The organism is Nocardia camponoti, from assembly GCF_014646135.1.
GTDB classification, from domain to species: domain Bacteria; phylum Actinomycetota; class Actinomycetes; order Mycobacteriales; family Mycobacteriaceae; genus Nocardia; species Nocardia camponoti.
The window spans coordinates 428,721-448,913 of the sequence record NZ_BMMW01000003.1 but is presented as its reverse complement, the minus strand read 5'-3'; the positions used below and the strand labels follow the sequence as shown (position 1 = coordinate 448,913).

Here is a 20,193-nt window from a genome sequence, read left to right as displayed (position 1 = left end):
CCAGCAGTACCGGACGCGCCCGGGGAATGGGCGGTGACAAAGGAGCGAAACCGCAGATGGAGACCCCACCCGCAGGCGTTGCGATCGACCGCGTCGAAATCCGCACCGCCATCGCCCGCCACCTGGACATCGCCCCGGAATCGATCGCCGACGACACCGACTTGATCGAACTCGGCCTAGATTCCATCCGCACAATGAAGCTGGCGGGAGGTTGGCGAAAGCGAGGAATCGCAACCAACTTCGCCCTACTGGCGGCCCACCCGACGGTAGACGCCTGGTTCGCGTTGCTGAACGGTGTTGAACCGAGCGATGTGGTGGGCACTGCGGCACCGACTCCAGGCGTTGCGCCCCACGGTTCGTCTTCGGCGAGCGGTGATGCCGCGTTGGCCGCTGACGTCGGGTTGACCGACCATGTCGCGGCGCCCGTTGCTGACCGGGAGTCGGGCCGCGTTCCGTTGGCTGGCGGTGCTGTCCCCTCTGTCAGCGGCTCGGGCGGTGGCGCGCCGAACGTAGGTGCCGTCGACGATGACGGGGCTCCCTTCGCGCTCGCGCCGATGCAGCACGCCTACTGGATTGGGCGGTCGGAGGCGCAGGAACTGGGGGGCGTGGCCGCGCATCTCTACGTTGAGTTCGATGGGGGTGAGGTTGATCCCGTTCGCCTGGGGAAGGCTGTGGATAACCTCGTTGCCCGCCATCCGATGCTGCGCACCCGGTTTCTCGCTGACGGCACGCAGCAGACCCTCGCCCGACCCGGCCGAGAGGTGTTCTCCGTCAACGACTTACGTGCGCTGTCCGGTGACGCGGTAGACGCCCGCCTCGCCGAGCTACGCGACGCCCGCACGCACCAGCGCCTCGCAGTTGAGGACGGTCAGGTGATCGACATCGCTCTTACCCAACTCCCCGGCAGCCGCAGCCGTGTACACCTCGACGTCGACATGCTGGCCGCCGACGCGATGAGCTACCGCATCCTGGTAAGCGACCTGGCTCGCCTGTACCAGGGCGAAACCCTCCCGCCGCAGCACTACACGTTCCGCCAGTACTTGGCAGACACGGCGTTGCCCACTGCGCCCACAGCATCGGCAACAGCGTCCGCTGCATCCGCGTCCCCGACTGCTGCGTCCGCGTCGGCGTTGGCGAAACCCGCGATGCCGATAGAACCCGCGACGGCTCCACCCTCACCCACAACTGCCGCACACCCGTCGACTCCCGCCCTCGCAGCGATCGGCGTGACCGCTGCGGCGGCGCTCGTCGACGAACGGGCACGGGATCGCGACTGGTGGCGCTCTCGCCTCACAGAACTTCCGGGCGCGCCCGAACTCCCGCAGGTACAGCGGGTTGCTGAGCCGAATCGCACTGTGCGACTCCATCATTGGCTTGACGCAGATGCCAAGGCTCGGCTCTTCAGTGGTGCCCATGCGCGCGGGATCACGCCAGCGATGGCACTTGCCTCGGTGTTCGCGGAAACTATCGGTGGATGGTCGGCGCAGCGGCGGTTCCTGCTGAACCTCCCGCTGTTCCATCGGCAGCCCGTGCATCCCCAGGTCGACGGGGTAGTCGGCGACTTCACCTCCTCGGTGCTGCTCGAAGTCGACGTGACCGAAACGCAAACGGTTGTAGAACGTGCCCGCGCGCTCCAAAAGCGGCTGCACGAGGCGGGCGCACACTCGGCCTATTCCGGCCTTGACGTGCTGCGCGATCTTGGCCGCCATCGCGGCGAGCCGGTGCTTGCCCCGATCGTTTACACCAGCGCGCTGAACCTCGGCGAACTCTTCGCCGACGAGGTCGCGGCGACCTTTGGTGAGCCGGTGTGGATCATCTCGCAAGGCCCCCAGGTGCTGCTCGACGCGCAGATCACCGAGGTGCGCGGGGGGCTGCTGCTCAACTGGGACATCCGCGAATCCGCGTTCCCCACCGGCATGGTCGACGAGATGTTCGCCCGCTACGTCGATGCGATCGAGCGGTTGGCCGGTGACGCGCGCGCGGACATGACCAAGGTGGGCCAGCGCGCGAACCATGTAGGCGATGCTGGGTGGCAGGCCGAAGCGGCTGTGCGAATCCCGGTGTCGCAAGCGGCGATTCGTGCACAGGTGAACGCCACCGGGGGGCCAATCAGCGGCGCGCTGTTGCACACTGGCTTCTCTGCACATGCCGCAACCACGCCCAACGCTCCAGCCGTGCGCTCGAACACCAACGGGCACTTGACCTATGGCGAGCTTGCCGCCGCCGCCCTCGCCGTAGCGGGCGCGCTTCAAGCGGCAGGCGTGACCCCGGGCGACACCGTCGCGGTGCAACTCCCCAAAGGCCCCGACCAGATCGTCGCGGTTATTGGCGTGCTCGCAGCTGGCGCGACCTACGTCCCGATCGGCTTCAACCAGCCAGAGATTCGCCGCAACGAAATTCTCGACATTGCCGGCGCGAGAGCACTTCTCACCACCGGACTCCGCGGGCTGAACTGCGGTGCTGTCGACCAACCAGCGACCTGTGGCGACGAAGTTTCCGAAAGCCCCGAAGCAACAACGCTCCTCGCTGTGCGTAACCCCGGCCCGAACGCCGCCGACCAACCGGCAGCTTCGCGCGACGCAAACATCGGAACAAACAGTGCGGCAACGGAGTCCGCCGTAAGAGGCCGAGGTCTCGCAACCATCAACCTCGCAACCGCCCGCCGCGCGCACCCCATCGAAAACCCCATCTTCGGCAACCCCCGCGACCTGGCCTACATCCTGTTCACGTCCGGTTCCACGGGCAAGCCCAAGGGCGTTGAGGTTTCGCATCATGCCGCGATGAACACCATCGACGACCTCAACGATCGCTTCGGCATCGGCGCGGATGACCGCGCGCTGGCCCTCTCGGCACTTGAGTTCGACCTTTCGGTCTACGACATCTTCGGCCTGCTCTCCGCAGGCGGCACCGTGGTGACCGTCGACGACACCGAACGTGCCAACCCCGCGACATGGGTAGAAACTATTGTCCGCGAACAGGTTTCGCTCCTGAACTGCGTCCCCAGCCTGCTCGACATGCTGCTCACCACCGCAGCAGACACCCCGCTCGACTCGCTGCGCACCGTGATCCTCGGCGGCGACCGCGTTGACACCGCACTGCCCGCACGACTTAAAGCGCTCGCACCCAACAGTCGGTTCGCCGGGCTCGGCGGCGCGACCGAAGCGGCGATCCACTCTACGATCTGCGAAGTGGTTGACGCCCAGGTTGACCCCGACTGGACCTGTGTTCCCTACGGCACCCCGCTGCGCAACGTGGCCTGCCGCGTGGTTGGCCCCGCAGGCACCGACTGCCCGGACTGGGTGACCGGTGAGCTGTGGATCGGTGGGGATGGCGTTGCCAACGGCTACCGCGGCGACCCCGAACGCACCGCCGACCGCTTCGTGACCCACGACGGTTTGCGCTGGTACCGCACCGGCGACCTGGCCCGCTACCTGCCCGACGGCACCATCGACTTCCTCGGCAGAGCCGACCACCAAGTGAAGATCCGGGGCTACCGGGTGGAACTTGGTGAGGTGGAAAACGCGCTGCGCTCGGTGGATGGCGTGCACCACGCGGTTGCCGCGCTTGTCGGTACCGCGGCTCCGAAACTGGTTGCCGCTGTCGTTCCGGAAGCGGGTGAGCAGCTTCCAGATGTTGACGCGATTCTCACGAAAATGGCCCATCTCGTCCCCTCCTACATGGTTCCGACGCGCATCGAATGCCTCGCCGAACTTCCCCTGACTTCGAACGGAAAACCTGATCGCAAAGCGGTGCTCGCGCTGCTCGACACCAGCGACAGCGCGGAAGAATTTGTGGGCCCACGCACCGACTTGGAACATGCGCTGGCCAGCATCGTCGCGGAAGTGCTTGCGACAGAACGAATTAGCGTGACTGCTGATTTCTTCGCCCTTGGCGGCGACTCAGTGCTCGCGACCACAGCCATCGCGCGTATCCGCGAGTGGCTCGACGCCCCCGACACCGTGGTCGCCGATCTCTTTATGACCCGCACCATCGCTGGACTTGCCACCCGGCTACTCGACCGAGAAACCGAGCAAGGCGCGACGGGCCGACTCGACGCGGTTGCCAACTACTACCTCGAAGTTGCCGCGCTCACCGACGAGCAAATTCTCGCAGAGTCCTAGCGTCGGCGCTATCCATCAAAAGTTGTAGACGGAAGTAGACGAAAGTTGGATTCGCGAATGTTGGCCGCGTCACTAGACTTTCGCGAGTGACAAAGTGGACAACCGCTGACATACCCAACCAAACCGGTCGCACGATCATCGTGACCGGTGCCAACAGCGGCCTCGGTGCCGCCACCGCGGGTGCGCTCGCGGCAGCCGGAGCGCGGGTGATTCTGGCCTGTCGCGATGTGGAAAAGGGCAAGCAAGCGGCTGCGACGATGTCCGGTGATACCGAGGTGCGCGAACTAGACCTCGCGAGTCTGGCATCGGTGCGCGCGTTCACCGACTCTGTCGACAATGTCGATGTGCTGATTAACAACGCGGGCGTCATGGCGCTGCCGTTGCGACGTACCGCAGACGGTTTCGAAATGCAGTTCGGCACAAACCATTTGGGTCATTTCGCGCTCACCGCGCTGTTGCTTGACCGCATCAGTGGCCGCGTTGTCACGGTGTCGAGCGTCGCGCACCGCATCGGTCAGCTCAACCTCGCCGACCCCAACTTCACCAATCGGCGTTATGACCGCTGGCTCGCGTACGGCCAGTCAAAGCTGGCGAACTTGATGTTCGCGTACGAGTTGCAACGCAGGTTGATCGGCGAGGGGTCGGCGGTGCTTTCCGTTGCCGCGCACCCGGGCTACGCGGCGACGGACCTGATGTCGCACACCGAGTCGTTCCAGGACTGGGTGATGTCGATCGGTAATCGCATGGGCGCGGCGCAAACCCCAGCTCAAGGTGCGTTGCCCACGCTTTTCGCCGCCACCGCCGAAGTGGAGCCGGGCGCGTTTTACGGCCCCGACGGCTTCCTCGGCCTCGCCGGCTACCCGGGAAAGAGCTCAAGCAGCGCCGCCGCACGCGACACCAAGGCGGCCGCCGCGTTGTGGCAACTCTCCGACGACTTGTGCGCCCACGCGCTCAGCGACAGCCACCACATCGCCTGATCGGAGACCGAACCAAGGCAATGCGATCGCTCACACCCCAGCTGGCGGCTACATACCCAGCCAGCGGGGGTGATAGGGTCGCTGGCATGCAGCGCGCATATTTTTGGTTTAGCTTTCCGGCCCTGGGTGGGCCGGTCTGCGACCCTGCGCGCTGACTTCCTCCACCCCGAGCCGGATCTTGACCGGCTCGACGGGTAGCGAATCCGTGGGTCGGCCTTTAAACGAAAAGGACCCCACATGACCACCGCAGCCGATCTTGATGCGCGGCATTCTGATCTCGACGACCAGCGCACGCTAAGCGTGAGCCCGTTGCTTTCGCCCGCTGAAGTTCGTGGCGTTCACCCCATCACCGACGCGCTCGCCGACACTGTTCGCGCAGGTCGCAAGGCTACTGTCGATGTGCTCAACGGCGACGACAACCGCCTCATGGTGATCGTCGGCCCGTGTTCGGTGCACGATCCCGAAGCCGCGCTCGACTACGCGCGGCGTCTCGCTGTCAAAGCTGCTGAACTCAGTGACCGTTTGCACGTCGTGATGCGGGTTTACTTCGAAAAGCCGCGCACCACGCTGGGGTGGAAGGGTCTGATCAACGATCCGCACCTCGACGGTTCGTTCGACGTCAACACCGGTCTCGTGCTTGGTCGCAAGGTACTTGCCGACATCACCGAACTCGGGTTGCCCGTCGCGTGCGAATTCCTTGACCCGATTACCCCGCAATACATCGCTGACCTGGTCTCCTACGGCGCGATCGGTGCCCGCACCGCCGCCAGTCAGGTGCACCGGCAGCTGTCGTCGGCGCTGTCGATGCCGGTCGGTATTAAGAACGGTACCGACGGTGACGTGCAGGTCGCGGTCGACGGTGTGCGCGCGGCGGCAGCGAGCCACGTGTTCCCCGGCACAGACCTTGACGGGCGTTCGGCACTGATCCGCACCGCGGGCAACCCCGATTGCCACGTGATCTTGCGCGGCGGCAGCAACGGCCCGAACTACGACGCGGCTTCGGTCGCCGAGGCGATGCTGCGGTTGGAAAAGTCGTCGCTTGCGCAGCGCATCGTGATCGACGCGAGTCACGGCAACAGCAACAAAGACCACAACCGTCAGGTCAATGTTGTCGACGACATCGCTGACCGCATCGCCGCCGGTGACCGTGGGGTCGTCGGTCTGATGCTTGAGTCGTTCCTTGTCGCTGGTCGACAGGATCTGACGCTCGGCAAGTCGGCGGATCTCGTTTACGGACAGTCGATTACGGATGCGTGCATCGACTGGGCAACCACGGCCGCGCAGCTTGACCGACTGGCCGCGGCGGTCGAGGCACGGGGCTGACACACTCAACCGGTGCCCCAGCTCGATCTCGCCGCCCTGCCTGACCTGCCCGTTCGGTCCGCGCTCACGCGGATCGGCGACGAGCTTGCCGCGCAGGGTGGGGCCGTCCTCGTCGCACCGCCGGGGACTGGCAAGACGACGCTGGTCCCGCTCGCGCTAGCCGATCGCGTTAGCGGGCGGGTGATCGTCGCCGAACCGCGCCGAATCGCCGCCCGCGCTGCCGCGACGCGGATGGCCGCGCTGCTCGGCGAGCGCGTCGGCGAGACCGTTGGGTACTCGGTTCGTGGGGAACGCAAGGTCAGCGCGGGGACGCGGATCGAGGTGGTGACCTCGGGTTTGTTGGTTCGCCGCCTGCAAAACGATCCTGAGTTGGCCGGGGTTGATGTGGTTGTACTCGACGAAATACACGAGCGACACCTCGACGCCGACCTGCTCTTCGCGTTGCTGCTCGACGCGCGCGACGGGTTGCGTCCAGACCTTCGCCTGCTCGCCACATCGGCGACGGTTGCGGCCGATCGGGTCGCGGGCGTGCTTGGCGACCCCGCGCCGATTATTGAAGTGGATCAGCGGAGCTTTCCGGTTGACCTCGCGTATGTGCCTGCGCGACAACGGGAACGAACGGAACAGCACGTCGCCCGGGCGATCGGGACAGCGCTCGCCGAGTCCGACGGGGACGTGCTGGTTTTCCTGCCCGGCGTCGCTGAAATACGCCGCACCGCAGCACTATTGGACGACCTTCCTGTAGAGGTGGTTGTGCTGCACGGCAGATTGACTAGCACTGAACAGGACCGAGTTCTGCGACCGCGTCGCGGTGCTGCGGAATCGTCCAAGCAAGGTTCTGCCGAAGACGGCGCGGATGATTCAGCTGATGGCTCAAGTGAGCGACTCGCCTATAGGACCGAGCGAAAGCGGCGTGTCGTCCTCGCGACCTCCATCGCCGAATCAAGTCTCACGGTGCCCGGTGTGCGGGCCGTTGTGGATGCGGGGCTCTCGCGCGTTCCGCGCGTCGACCACCGACGCGGCCTCGCTGGCCTCGCGACCGTTCGGGTTTCGCGGGCCGTCGCCGATCAGCGCGCTGGCCGCGCGGGTCGCGAAGCACCGGGCAAAGCGTGGCGCTGCTGGCCCGAAAACGAGCACCAAACGCTGCCCGCGTACCCGGAGCCCGAGATCCGCGCGGCCGACCTCACCCGTCTCGCGCTCGAACTCGCCTGCTGGGGCACTCCCGACGGCAGCGCGCTGACCTGGCTCGATGCGCCGCCGGAAGGCGCGATGGAAGCGGGGCGCTCAGTGTTGCGCGCATTGGGTGCGCTCGACCGCACGGGCAATGTCGGCGAGCGTGGCCGTCGCATGGCTGACCTGGGTTTGCACCCGCGACTAGCTCGCGCGCTCCTAGACGGCACCCCGCTGCTCGGCGCGCGAACGACGGCGGAGGTGGTCGCGCTTCTCGACGACGACTCAGTGACGCAATCAACCGATGTAGTTGACGCGGTGCGCACTCTCCGCGCCCAACGCCCAGCACGTTGGACGAAGGAAGTCGACCGACTAGCGCGACTAGTAGGCAACGCCGACCGTAAGTCGCCAGCGCACCGCACGGAAACACCAGCGCAACCCGATCTCGCGATGATCGTCGCCCTCGCCTACCCCGAACGCATCGCCCGCCGCCGCGCGCCCGGCTCAAACTCCTACCTGATGGCAGGCGGCACCGCAGTGACCCTCCCGCCGGGTTCGCTAACCGACTCCGAATGGCTTGCGGTCGCCGTCGCCGACCGCGAACCTGGCCGCGCCGAAGGGCGAATCCGCTTGGCCGCCACCGCGGATGAACAGCTCGCGCGCGAAGCTGCCGCTGAACTCGTCACCGTCGAAGAGCAGGTTGACTGGGTCGACAACGACGTCGTCGCACGTCGAGTCGAACGCGTCGGGCGATCACGCTGGCGGAACACAAACTGGCCCAACCGGATTCGCAGCAGCTCGCGAACGCACTCAGGCGCGGGCTCGTCGAAACCAGCCTCGGTCTGCTCACCTGGTCACCGGAGGCGACCAACCTGCGCCAACGCCTCGCCTTCCTCAACCAAGCCATCGGCGCGCCGTGGCCCGCAGTCGACGACGCGACAGTCATCGAAGAACTGGACCGCTGGCTAGGCCCGGAACTCTCAACAGCCCGCCGTCGCGCTGACCTCGCTCGCGTCGACACCGAAACCGCGCTCCGCCGACTCCTGCCCTGGCCGGAAGCAGCCAGGATGGACGAGTTGGCTCCCGAGCGCGTCGAAGTCCCATCGGGAAGCCGCGTCAAAGTGGATTACACCAACCCCGACCAGCCCGTTCTCGCGGTGAAAGTCCAAGAGATTTTCGGCTGGAACCAAACCCCTACGCTCGCGGGCGTTGGCCTCCTGCTGCACCTGCTTTCACCCGCGCAGCGGCCCGTCGCGGTAACCGCCGACTTGGCGTCGTTCTGGCAGACCGGTTGGTCGCAAGTGCGGGCTGACCTGCGCGGACGCTACCCCAAACACGCGTGGCCCGAAGATCCGACAACGGTCGCCGCCCATCGCGGCACCCACCGCAACGCGCAACGCTAAGCGCGGGGGCTGGCGATCGGTCCGGGCGCGGAGTTACATGGATACCAAGCATCGCCCCACCCTTCTTCAGGAGGATCCATGCGCGGCACCATGCTCTATGCCCCCTTTGATATCCGGTTCCAAGAATTGCCCGACCCGGTGATTCTCGAACCGACAGACGCCATTATTCGCACCGTCGCAACTTGCGTCTGTGGCTCGGATTTGTGGAGTTATCGGGGCATCACCCCGTTCACCGAACCGCATCCAATGGGCCATGAATACGTGGGCGTCGTTGAGGAAATCGGGGCCGACGTCACCGGAATTCAACCGGGGCAGTTCGTGATTGGGTCCTTCGCCACCTCCGACAACACCTGCCCTAATTGTCGCAATGGTGCGCAATCGCGGTGTATTCACGGCAATTTCATGAGCACCTGTCAGGCGACGTCGATTCGTATTCCGCTTGCCGACGGCACGCTCGTCCCCACTCCCGATCAGCCAAGTCCTGGACTTATCCCCAGCCTGCTCACGCTTTCCGACGTCATGGGCACCGGCTGGTACGCGGCCGTCGCAGCGCAGGTGGTGCGCGGTGGGACCGCCGTTGTTGTTGGCGACGGTGCGGTCGGGCTTTGTGGTGTGCTCGCCGCACGGGAATTGGGCGCGTCCCGCATTATCGCGATGAGCAGGCACGAGGCCCGGCAAAAACTGGCACTCGAATTCGGGGCGACCGACATTGTCAGCGAACGCGGCGATGATGGGGTGGAGGCCGTACGCGAACTCACCAAGGGCATTGGCGCGGATTCGGTGCTCGAATGTGTTGGCACCGCTGAATCCATGAAACAGGCGGTGCGCTGCACGCGCGCGGGCGGTTCGCTTGGTTATGTCGGAGTGCCACATGGTGTTGAACTCAATGGCGAGCAACTGTTCCGCGCGCTCATTGGCGTGCGCGGCGGCCCAGCTCCGGTTAGGCGCTTTCTCCCTGACCTCATTACGCGAGTGCTGGAAGGTCGCATTAATCCGGGCAAGGTATTCGACATGACGCTGCCGCTCGATCAGGTCGCCGAGGCGTACGCGGCGATGGATCAGCGGCGCGCGATCAAAGTGCTTTTGCAGCCTTAGCTTTCACGCACAGCTTCGTTAGTGCGGACCGGTCTGGCGCACCGGCCCGCACTGGCGAGAACCAGGTCAGAACGACGCGGACGACGAACCGGTCTGAGTGGAGCCGAGGTTGAAGTCGCCGGTCGACGAGCCCCAGTTGTTGTTGCCAGTCGACGAACCCCAGTTCATATCGGGGGTTGCCGAGCCGCTGAACCACTCGTAAATCGGGGTCGCGTGCAGCGTCGATGCCACGTGCCGCAGTGCCGAACCGGCAACTTCGGCAGCGCCGGGCTGGGAAATGAAGTCGAACAAAGGTGAGGCCATGTGAGCCCCTTTCGATATACCACGAACAAATCGTGTGTGAGGTAGAACACGGCGAGGCTAGCCGACTCTGAGGAACCACACAATAGCCCAGGTAGATACCCGAAATTGTTTGTGAAACATGCGCGTTCGCTATCGCATAGCAACGTCGCTGATGAGTGGACTACGCTGCGAATATGTCGTCGCAAATCGAAACCGTCGCCCGGCTCAGGCCGTTTGGCGCGACAATTTTCGCGGAAATGACCGAACTCGCCGTCGCGCACGACGCGGTGAATCTTGGCCAGGGATTTCCTGATTTCGATGGACCGCGCGGCATGCTCGACGTGGCGCGCGAAGCCATCGCCGACGGCTTCAACCAATACCCGCCCGGTCGCGGAATTCCGCGTTTGCGTCAGGCGGTTGCCGCTGACCGGCAGCGTCGGTACGGCACCGCATACGACCCAGATTCCGAAGTGCTTGTGACAGTTGGGGCTACCGAGGCGATCAGTGCCGCTGTGCTCGGTTTGGTCGAACCGGGCGACGAAGTGGTTGTCATCGAGCCCTATTACGACTCATACCCGGCCGCGATCGCACTCGCTGGCGCCACTCGACGCACCGCGCGAATTGTGCCCGACGGCAACGGTTTCGCCCTCGACCTTGACAGCCTTCGGGCTGCGATCACCCCTCAAACTCGCATGCTCATCATCAATTCGCCGCATAATCCCACCGGTGCCGTGCTTGGTAGCGAGGAATTGGCGGTCATCGCCGAATTGGCGATCGAACACGATCTCATCGTGCTTGCTGACGAGGTATATGAGCATTTGGTTTACGACGGAAATACGCACGTGAGTCTGTCGACGTTGCCGGGAATGCGTGAGCGCACTGTCGTTGTTTCGTCGGCAGCGAAGACCTTTAATGTGACGGGCTGGAAAGTCGGCTGGGTGTTAGCGCCAGCACCGCTGCTCAACGGGGTCCTCGCGGCTAAGCAGTTCCTCACTTTCGTCGGTGGCGGTCCGTTCCAGCCAGCGGTCGCGCACGCGTTAGAACATGAGGGGGAGTGGGTTCGCTCGTTGCGAGACAGCTTCGCCGACAAGCGAATTCGGCTAGCAAATGCGTTGACCGACACGGGTTTCAAGGTGTCATCAACGGCCGGTGGCTATTTCGTCTGTGCCGACATTCGGCCGCTCGGTGCCGACGACGCCCTCGCCTTCTGCCGCGAACTCCCCGCGCGACTTGGCGTCGCGGCTGTGCCGGTCAGCGTGTTCACCGACCATCCCGAAGAGTGGAAACACCTGGTGCGCTTCACCTTTAGTAAGCGCGACGAGACGATCGACGAAGGGGTTCGACGGCTGCGCCTCGGCTAGAAGTTGGTGATGTGGCGGGCCACCGGGGCGTGCCAGTGATAGTGGTGCGCCAACAGTCGGAATCCAACCGCGCCGGCCGCGGCGAGCAGTCCGGTCCATGACTGGTAGAGGTCGAAGTGCAGCAGGGTCGCGGTGATCGCGGCACCGAACAGGGCCGGGATCGCGTAGAGGTCGCTGTCGGGTTGCAGCACTTCGGGGACCTCGCCGCACAGCACGTCGCGGATCACGCCGCCGCCGATCGCGGTTGTCATCCCGAGCAACGCCGACGTTGGCGCGCCAAGGCCCGACGAGTACGCGATTACCGTGCCGGTCACGCAGAACAAGCCAAGACCGAGCGCGTCGGCATATTCCAGTGCTTTGCGGGTAGTTTGCCGCGACGGCGCGATCACGAAAAGTACGCCGCCGGTGATGATCGACGCGATCAGGAACGTGAGGTCGGTGAACGCGGCTGGGGGTGTGCGGCCGATAAGTAGGTCGCGGATGATGCCGCCGCCGAGCGCGGTCGCGCACGCGAGCACGACCATCCCGAATAGGTCGAGTCGCTTACGGACCGCCATCAACGCGCCGGATGCGGCGAAGGAGATCACCCCGGCCATTTCGCCCAAACTGTGCACCGCCGAGACTGCGGATTCCAATTCGGTAGCGAGAATGCTGCTCACCGGTACAGGGTGACACGCGGGCGAGCATGAGTCGCGCGGGAGTGCCAGCTGGCGCGTCGGGCGACTACGCGGGCATCGGACGCGCGCGGTCGGTCGCGACAAGCACCGCGATCGAACCCAGCGCGGTGCCAACGACGTATCGTTGCGCCCGCAACCAGGTCGGGCGGCTGGTGAAGAACCGTGCGAGGCCGGCGGCGCTGAGCACGATCAGTCCGTTCACCGTGAGCGCGACGCTGATCTGCACCGCACCCAAACCCAAGCTTTGCAGCCACAGTCGACCGCGCGCCGGGTCGATGAACTGCGGGATCAACGCCATGTACATGATCGCGATTTTGGGGTTGAGCAGATTGGTGACCATGCCCATCGTGAACAGTCGTGCTGGCCGGTCGATGGGCAGCTCCGTTGGTGTGAACAGCGAGAGCCCGCCAGGGCGAAGGGTGCGCCAAGCGAGATACAACAGGTAGGCAGCGCCAGCCAGCTTAATCGTGAAATACAGCCCGGGAACAACCGCGAACACCGCGGCGATGCCCGCGGTCGCGGCAGCGAGGTACACCGCGAAACCGGCAGCGACGCCAGCAAGCGACAACAGTCCAGCCCGACGACCTTGCGCGACGGTCCGCGAAACGAGATACATCATGTTGGGCCCAGGCGTAAGGACCATGCCAAGCGCTGCCGCCGCGACGCCAAGAACCGCTGTCACCATGCGAACAGTTTCGCGGGGCGAACGGTGTCTGTCGCGGTCCAGTTCGCAGGTAGTGGTCGCGTGCGGACCGCGCTCGGCGGAACTTGTCGGTGGGTCTCCGTAGAATCGACAAGATGACAGACGGCCCGCTGATCGTGCAAAGCGACAAGACCCTGCTGCTTGAGGTCGATCACGAGCTTGCCGCCAACGCGCGCCAAGCCATCGCGCCTTTCGCTGAGCTAGAACGCGCGCCTGAGCACGTGCACACCTACCGCATCACCCCGCTTGCATTGTGGAACGCGCGCGCGGCGGGTCACGATGCCGAGCAGGTTGTCGACGCGCTCGTGAACTTCTCCCGCTACGCGGTGCCGCAACCGTTGCTTGTCGACATTGTCGACACAATGGGCCGCTACGGTCGCCTCCAACTGGTTAAGCACCCTGCGCACGGGCTTTCGCTGGTGAGTTTGGACCGCGCTGTCCTCGAAGAAGTGTTGCGCCACAAGAAGATCGCCCCCATGCTCGGCGCGCGCATCGATGAGGACACGGTGATCGTCCACCCGTCTGAGCGCGGGCACATCAAGCAAATGCTGTTGAAAATCGGTTGGCCCGCAGAAGATCTCGCCGGTTACGTCGATGGCGAAGCGCACGACATCGGGCTCGACTACACCGCGGGCAAATGGCATCTGCGCGACTATCAGGAATTGGCGACCGACTCGTTCTGGGCTGGCGGTTCCGGCGTTGTCGTGCTGCCTTGTGGGGCGGGCAAAACGATGGTCGGCGCGGCGGCAATGGCCAAAGCAAAGGCAACCACGCTGATCTTGGTCACCAACACCGTCGCCGGGCGGCAGTGGCGTCGTGAGCTGCTGGAACGCACCACGCTCACCGAAGACGAGATCGGCGAGTACTCCGGTGAGCGTAAGGAAATCCGGCCGGTCACCATCGCGACCTATCAGGTGATCACGCGCAAATCGAAGGGCGAATACAAACACCTCGAACTCTTCGACAGTCGCGATTGGGGTTTGGTGATTTACGACGAGGTGCATCTGTTGCCCGCACCCGTTTTCCGGATGACCGCCGACCTGCAATCGCGCCGTCGTCTTGGGCTTACCGCGACGCTCGTTCGTGAAGACGGCCGCGAAGGCGACGTGTTCTCGCTGATCGGGCCAAAGCGTTACGACGCACCGTGGAAAGACATCGAGGCGCAGGGCTGGATCGCGCCCGCCGACTGTGTCGAGGTGCGGGTCACCCTCACCGACGCCGAGCGCATGGCCTATGCCACCGCCGAGCCAGAGGAACGCTACAAACTCTGCTCCACCGCGCGCACCAAAATCCCGGTTGTCGAAGCGATCTTGGAAAAGCACAAGGGCGCGCCCACGCTCGTGATCGGCGCTTACCTCGACCAGCTTGAGGAACTTGGCGTCGACCTCAACGCGCCCGTCATCACCGGGGCAACCCGCAACAAGGAACGCGAAGCACTCTTCGACGCGTTCCGTCGCGGCGAGATTCCGGTGCTCGTTGTGAGCAAGGTCGCTAACTTCTCGATCGACCTACCGGAAGCATCTGTGGCCGTTCAGGTTTCAGGCACGTTCGGCTCGCGGCAGGAAGAAGCGCAGCGGCTCGGTCGATTGTTGCGGCCTAAGAAAGACGGTGGTCAGGCGCATTTCTACTCCGTCGTCGCGCGCGACACCCTCGACGCCGAATACGCAGCACACCGTCAGCGCTTCCTCGCCGAACAGGGTTACGCGTACCGGATCGTGGACGCCGACGACCTTCTTGGGCCCGTGATCGGCGACGGTGGCGTCGCCGGGTAGGCGCGCATCCGGGGGTTATGCTCGCGTGACGGGTAGTTTGGGGGACGTGCGCCGTTTCGAATTTATGGTCGACCGAGAGCACGCTCACGCCGTGAACGAGACGTTCGTCGCGCTGCGACGCCTGCGTTTCGCCGCGATGGTGGTTGCCGGGTTGGCGGTCGCGGTCGTTGCGGCGCTGTTGTGGTCGGGGGAAGCGTGGGCGTACCTGCTCGCGGTGGTTTTCGTGCTTGTCGCGGCGATCGCGTTGTGGGTCGCGTTGTGGACGCCGCATCGGTCGAGCATTGAGCGGCTTTACGCCGACGGCGCGCTTGTGCCCGCGATGGTGAGCGAAGCCGAGCCGTCGGGGGTGGTGCTGCTCGCGTTGGTCGACGTCGCCGAGCCCGACGCGCCCGCCCGTCGCTGGGCGCTGGTTACTCGCAAGGTGCGCGCGGTCGGTCCGCACGCTCCGAAACCGGGGGAGCGAGTGCCGTCGGTCGCGGTGCGCACCGACCGCGCGCCACGTCAGGTGGGGGAGCGCTGGCAGTTGGTGACCGCGATGCCGATCGCGTGGGCCACCCGCGACACAACGGTCATCGACCGAGCCGCCGCCGCGATTAGCGAAATCGAGTGGAGATTGTTGAGCGACAACCTGGAACTGGCATCACGGGTGCGCCGCACGGCGACAAAGCGGTTACTTCTGGACCCGGATCAGTTGCCCGCGGGATTGGACTAACGCGCTGCCCGGCGCCTCGCTAAGAGCCGAACCATGTTTCGCACACCAGGCCATGAGTTGCGCTGAGTTCGGCACCGGGGCCAGTTCGCGCCTACCTGCGTGCTCGGTGGCGATATTGGGCTGTCGACCTCGCTCGTGTTGCGCGCTGTGCCTACGTAAAGCCAGATCACGCGCTGGGTTTGCCAGCTCGCGCACGCGCTCGCTCGACCCAACGCTGAACTCGGTCGAATTGGCTTCGGGCAGAAGATAATTCGTTGCGAGCGCGGTGATCGGCCGCATTAGCCGCAGTACGTTCGTGTTCAGCTTTCGCGAGCTCCTCGCGTAGTTCGGTGATGCGCGCGTCGGCGGCGTCGAGATCGGCACGGGCCTGTTCGGCGGCTGCTTCGGCATTGTCGCGGTCGGTGGCCGCGGCCGTGAGCGCGTCTTCGGCGTCATCAAGTTCCTGCTGAGCTTCGGCCCGCGCGAGCTCGTCCCGCTTCGCCGCCGCCGCTTCTGCCCGGGCAAGCTTGGCCGCAGCAACTTCGCCCCGAGCGAGTTCGTCGGGTTTCGCCGCGCGTGCCTCGGTCGGCGCGAGCTCATCCGCATCCGCATCCGCATCCGCAACCTCGCCCCGCGCGCGCCCGGCTTGCTTCGCCTCCGCAGCCCGATCCTGCACGGCTGTTTCGCCACGCGTCGCCCGATCCTGCGCGCTCACGCTACCGAGCCCCCGTGGTGAGCCCGGTTCAGTTGACGATTCGCCCTGGCCAACGCCATGTTGCGACTCTTTAGGTGCGCGCGCAGGCCGGTCGGCGTCGCGTCGAGACTTCCCGTCAGACCCACCCCCACGCGACCTACTTCGCGTCGACTCCGTCTTCCCCGACAACCCACCATCCAGCGCGACCAAACCGACCGGGCCGAAACCGTCGTAACTTACCGTCGTCGGCAACGTGCCCGACTCGACCAGTCGCGCCACCGCCGGGTCCGCCAAAGCGGCCGTCAACGTCTGGCCTACTTCGCGCAACGTCTGTTCGGTCGCGGGCTTGCCATGCTCGGCGGCCAGCGATCCTGCCTGTTTAGTAAGCGCGTTAATTACCTGCTGCCGCTGACTGCTCAGCGCCCGCAATTCCGCGCCGGAAAACTGCTGCTGTGCGGTGCGCAACGCCGCGCCGAGGTCTAAAAGCGCGGCGATTTCGGTCGACGCCGACCGGGCGAGCAGGTTCACCGTCCACGCCGCGACCGTAGGTTTGCGCAACGCGTTGATGGCTTTCGCGAGACCGGCATCGCCTGCCGCTTTGGCCGCCGCCGCATGACGCGCACGCGCGGCGACGAATTCCGCCGGGTCGAGCCCGTACAAATCGCGGGCGACCTTGCCTATCCCGTCATCGGGCATCTGCCGATTCTAGCGACGGTTGGGTATCGTCGGCGGCGGCGTGAGCCGAGGCAAACCGTACCCAGAGTGAGGTTTTGAAGTTGTTTCTCCCCAAAGCGCTTGTGGTGCTGGCAGCAGCCCCGTTTGTTGGCGTGCTCGTGAGCTGTTCGTCGGCTAGCGGAACCACGTCCAGCGACGCGGTACAGGCCGGTTCATGCGTGGTGATCACCGACAACGCGGCGGGCGCGATGAAGGCGACCACCGGCGACTGCTCATCGGCCAAGGCCACCTACCGCATCGCCAAGGTCGCGGCCGCGCAGGAATGCGCGCCTAGCGACGCCGCCTTCACCGGGACGGTCGCCGACAAGTCGACCGGTCTCTGCCTCACCCCGAACTTCGCCGCCGACACCTGCTTCGCCGACGCTGGCACGCGCCCAGCGAAGGCTGTCGATTGCTCGACAAAGGAAGCGACGTTCAAGGTCATCAAGCGCATCGACGGCCAGGCCGACGAACTGCTCTGCGACGCCCCGGCAACGAGCTTTAAGACCGTGGCGAACCCGAAGACGACTTTCTGCCTGGCGAAGCCGTAGCGACATCCCAAAGGGTGAGCACGCTCTGGTGGCGGCGACGGCCGAGTAGCTTTCGCCACCACAGCGTGTTGATCTTGGTAGCTCAGTCGAGCAGCGCGACCGACGCGATTCGGTGCAGCGTGTAGTGGCGTGTCGCGCCCGTTACCGGGTCGCGCGCGTCCAGCTGACCGTTGCCAACCCGGATCGGTTCGACGACCCGCTTCGTCGCGATTCCCTGCGCGTCGACGTAGCCGATATTCACCGGTCGACCAACCCGCGCGGCCAACTGCAACAACGCCAACGTTGCCTGGGTGCCGCTGCGGGTGCCGTCGGCGCGTACGGACGTGCCGGTGCGCGCCCCGGCGGCGCGGTCGCCCGCGCGCAGTTCCGTGACGAGCGAAGCGAGCTGTTCGTCGTTCGGCGGCTTCGGCCGGTACGCGGGTCGATTTTTCGACGCTGCAGGAATCCGTGCCCCACGCGCCCGCAAGTCGACGATCGCACCCGCCGAATCCTCACCCGCGGGGGCGAATCCGGCAGCGCGCAGTTGCGCGAGCAGCTCGCTGAGCGGGGCTTGCGCGATCGCGACGGTCGGCGCGATGCCACGCAACGCCAGCGTTTCGGCGACGGGCGCGGCAAGCACTTGGGCGAGCAACGCAGGATCGTCGCTGCGTAAAAACGACTGAGCCATGCCCGCGCGCAGCTGACCGTGCCGCCGCGCGACATCGTCAATGAGATAGGTGAGCGACTGCGGCACCGGCGTCCGCGAATGCACGCTGAACAGCGCGTGCAGTTCGGCGGCGGTCATGCCTGCGTCGAGCGCTCGACGCACGGACGCGTCGCTGACGCGGTAAACCGTTGCCGCCCCGGCAGATTCAACGTCGGCGACCAAGGCGATCCGTGCGCGTAATTCGGGAACGAGCGGGCCCGGCGCGATCACGGTGAGGTCGGCCTGGACAAGCACGTGGTCGACGGGTTCCGGCAGCGCGGCGGCCATTTCGCGTTCCGCGTCGGCAGGGCTGCCGTGGAGTAAAGCGCGGGCGGCCGAGTCGAGCGCACCACGGCCAACCAGCCCGACGACCGCGGCTTCGGCGAGGGTCGCGCGCACGACGTCGAGTCGAAAATGCCGACGGCGACGCGGCATTCGCCAGGCAAGCAGCTTGCCGATATCGGCGGCCGACAACGCCGTTCCGCTGGGAAACTCGGCGAGCACATCAAGCACGGCACGCCGGTCACGCACCGCATGCGCGATCCGCAACTCCGCCGACAATGCCGCGATCGGCTTGTCGCCCGCGTCGCGCAACCCGATCATCCACGGCAGTCGATCGAGCCCAAGCCACGCTTCAGCCAGCAGCAACCAACGCGCGGCCGGTTCAGCGTCGAGCCAACTGTCGGCGATCGACGTTGGCGCCCAAAAATCGTCGGTCGAATCGAATTCGGGTGCGGGGTCGGGAAAGCCCTTCCCGACCAACCCCGCCGCGACGAGCAATTCAAGCAACAGCCCAGCGCGACTTTCTTCGACCCCGGTCTGCTTGGCTAACCGCCGCAACTCGCGCACCCCGAGCCCACCTGCACGCAACGCCGGCGCGGGCAACGCACCAAGAGCCTCGAGCAGATCAGTGCAGTCGCGCAACAATTCGCCGACCTCGCCCGCGCCGACGGCGTTGACATCAGCGGGCGCGTGTTTCGTCAGCGCGGGTTTCGGCGCGGAAAGCGCGTGCGGATCGGTGACCGGCTCGCCACGCAACACCTGCCCGACCGTGGTCGGCAATTCGACCGTCTCGGCGTCGATCACGTGCAACAGCCGCGCGGCGAGCAGGCGTTGAACCGGACGGTCGGCGGGCGCGTCGGGCGCGGCGTCACGGGTGCGGCCGCGCGGGCCGGTCGTTGCGAGTTTGTCCAGCAGCGCGCGTTCGGGCGGCCCAACCGTCGCGAGCGCGGCTTCGACCTCGGGTTCGGTGAGCGCGTCGGGCAACGTCGACGTCGCGCCTACCGGCCACGGCAGCGCCTCAGCGACGCTCGGCGTGAGATGCACGGCAGCGCCCGCCTGCCAGACAAGCGCGCGGTCGAGTAGCCGCGTGAGCGCGGTATTGAACGCGGACTTGGTGACTCGATCAGCAAGCGCGGCATGCAGCGTGGTTTTCGTATGCGGTTCGCTGCCTGTGCCGAGCGTGCGTTCATCATCGCGGGCGGCTAGCGCTTCGATGATCGCGAATTCAAGGGTGTCAAGATCGTCGGCGGCACGCAGCACCGAAGCCCGCTGTTGGGCGCGCACGGCAAGCACCGACATCGACGCGGGCAAAGGCACCGCTAGATCGGGCCGCAATTGCAGCAATTTCACCAGTTGCGCATCGGTGCGCGCACCGAGCCAATCGGTGAGGGAGTCCGTCGCGATCATCAGCTCAAGCCTACGTGGCCCGTATGCCAGAATGAGCCCGTGGTGAACAAATCGAAGAACTCTTACGTCGACAACGGCTGGCCTCAGTTGCCCGATGGCGAACATGCCGTCACCGAACTCGCGTCGACCCGCGCCGGTAATCTCTCGCCCTTCGGTGAGGAAACCGAGTTTCCCCTCCCGGCTTCCAAGCTGCCCTACGTGCACCCGCAGACCACGATCAACCGGGTGTAATCAGGACGGGAAAGAACACGAAAAAGCCCGCATCCGAATATCGGATGCGGGCTT

The 20,193-nt window shown here is 65.5% G+C and carries 16 protein-coding genes; 11 read left to right on the top strand and 5 right to left on the bottom strand.

Annotated elements, in window-relative coordinates; translation table 11 throughout:
- Positions 1-56: 56 nt before the first annotated feature.
- The 6 genes from IEX78_RS24330 to IEX78_RS16860 all read left to right on the top strand — a co-directional run bounded on the left by IEX78_RS24330 (position 57) and on the right by IEX78_RS16860 (position 10,089).
- Positions 57-4,121, top strand: a complete 4,065-nt coding sequence (locus IEX78_RS24330) for a non-ribosomal peptide synthetase (protein WP_229684055.1) — start codon at positions 57-59, stop codon at positions 4,119-4,121.
- Positions 4,122-4,207: 86 nt separating this feature from the next.
- Positions 4,208-5,098 carry an oxidoreductase gene (locus tag IEX78_RS16875; RefSeq protein WP_188829949.1) on the top strand — a complete coding sequence of 297 codons (891 nt, stop codon included), beginning with the start codon at positions 4,208-4,210 and terminating at the stop codon, positions 5,096-5,098.
- A 237-nt stretch (positions 5,099-5,335) separates the two neighbouring features.
- Entirely contained in the window at positions 5,336-6,421 is a 1,086-nt protein-coding gene (locus IEX78_RS16870) for a 3-deoxy-7-phosphoheptulonate synthase (RefSeq protein ID WP_188829948.1), read from the top strand.
- Between the two features lie 12 nt (positions 6,422-6,433).
- Positions 6,434-8,560 carry a DEAD/DEAH box helicase gene (locus IEX78_RS16865; protein WP_229684054.1) on the top strand — a complete coding sequence of 709 codons (2,127 nt, stop codon included), beginning with the start codon at positions 6,434-6,436 and terminating at the stop codon, positions 8,558-8,560.
- Positions 8,464-8,994 carry an ATP-dependent helicase C-terminal domain-containing protein gene (locus IEX78_RS24325; RefSeq protein WP_308426562.1) on the top strand — a complete coding sequence of 177 codons (531 nt, stop codon included), beginning with the start codon at positions 8,464-8,466 and terminating at the stop codon, positions 8,992-8,994. Before IEX78_RS16865 ends, IEX78_RS24325 begins: the two co-directional genes overlap by 97 nt.
- 78 nt (positions 8,995-9,072) lie before the next feature.
- Positions 9,073-10,089, top strand: coding sequence for a zinc-dependent alcohol dehydrogenase family protein (locus IEX78_RS16860; RefSeq protein WP_188829947.1), 1,017 nt, complete (start codon positions 9,073-9,075; stop codon positions 10,087-10,089).
- A gap of 66 nt (positions 10,090-10,155) precedes the next feature.
- On the opposite strand, the gene IEX78_RS16855 is transcribed toward IEX78_RS16860, so the two are convergent.
- Positions 10,156-10,392: a hypothetical protein gene (locus IEX78_RS16855; protein WP_188829946.1), complete on the bottom strand. Its 237-nt coding sequence runs from the start codon at positions 10,390-10,392 to the stop codon at positions 10,156-10,158.
- Between the two features lie 173 nt (positions 10,393-10,565).
- Between IEX78_RS16855 and IEX78_RS16850 the strand changes: the two genes are divergently transcribed.
- Positions 10,566-11,732, top strand: coding sequence for a pyridoxal phosphate-dependent aminotransferase (locus IEX78_RS16850; RefSeq protein WP_188829945.1), 1,167 nt, complete (start codon positions 10,566-10,568; stop codon positions 11,730-11,732).
- Here the strand turns inward: IEX78_RS16850 and IEX78_RS16845 are convergent.
- Both IEX78_RS16845 and IEX78_RS16840 read right to left on the bottom strand, forming a co-directional pair.
- Positions 11,729-12,328, bottom strand: a complete 600-nt coding sequence (locus tag IEX78_RS16845) for a trimeric intracellular cation channel family protein (RefSeq protein ID WP_188830252.1) — start codon at positions 12,326-12,328, stop codon at positions 11,729-11,731. The genes IEX78_RS16850 and IEX78_RS16845 overlap by 4 nt on opposite strands.
- 127 nt (positions 12,329-12,455) lie before the next feature.
- Entirely contained in the window at positions 12,456-13,094 is a 639-nt protein-coding gene (locus tag IEX78_RS16840) for a LysE family translocator (protein ID WP_188829944.1), read from the bottom strand.
- 113 nt (positions 13,095-13,207) lie between these two features.
- On the opposite strand from IEX78_RS16840, the gene IEX78_RS16835 reads away from it, so the two are divergent.
- Positions 13,208-14,884, top strand: a complete 1,677-nt coding sequence (locus IEX78_RS16835; protein WP_188829943.1) for a DNA repair helicase XPB — start codon at positions 13,208-13,210, stop codon at positions 14,882-14,884.
- A gap of 91 nt (positions 14,885-14,975) precedes the next feature.
- Positions 14,976-15,596, top strand: a complete 621-nt coding sequence (locus IEX78_RS16830) for a DUF3239 domain-containing protein (RefSeq protein ID WP_229684052.1) — start codon at positions 14,976-14,978, stop codon at positions 15,594-15,596.
- 166 nt (positions 15,597-15,762) lie between these two features.
- Here IEX78_RS16830 and IEX78_RS16825 read toward each other — a convergent pair whose 3' ends face one another.
- Entirely contained in the window at positions 15,763-16,965 is a 1,203-nt protein-coding gene (locus IEX78_RS16825) for a hypothetical protein (protein ID WP_188829941.1), read from the bottom strand.
- 74 nt (positions 16,966-17,039) lie between these two features.
- Here IEX78_RS16825 and IEX78_RS16820 point away from each other — a divergent pair, with 74 nt between their 5' ends.
- Complete coding sequence (locus tag IEX78_RS16820; protein ID WP_188829940.1) at positions 17,040-17,534, top strand: LppU/SCO3897 family protein; 495 nt, start codon at positions 17,040-17,042, stop codon at positions 17,532-17,534.
- Between the two features lie 82 nt (positions 17,535-17,616).
- Here IEX78_RS16820 and IEX78_RS16815 read toward each other — a convergent pair whose 3' ends face one another.
- On the bottom strand, positions 17,617-19,908 hold the full coding sequence (locus tag IEX78_RS16815; RefSeq protein WP_188829939.1) for a helicase-associated domain-containing protein: 2,292 nt from the start codon (positions 19,906-19,908) through the stop codon (positions 17,617-17,619).
- A 39-nt stretch (positions 19,909-19,947) separates the two neighbouring features.
- Between IEX78_RS16815 and IEX78_RS16810 the strand changes: the two genes are divergently transcribed.
- Positions 19,948-20,139 carry a hypothetical protein gene (locus IEX78_RS16810; RefSeq protein WP_188829938.1) on the top strand — a complete coding sequence of 64 codons (192 nt, stop codon included), beginning with the start codon at positions 19,948-19,950 and terminating at the stop codon, positions 20,137-20,139.
- Positions 20,140-20,193: the final 54 nt, after the last annotated feature.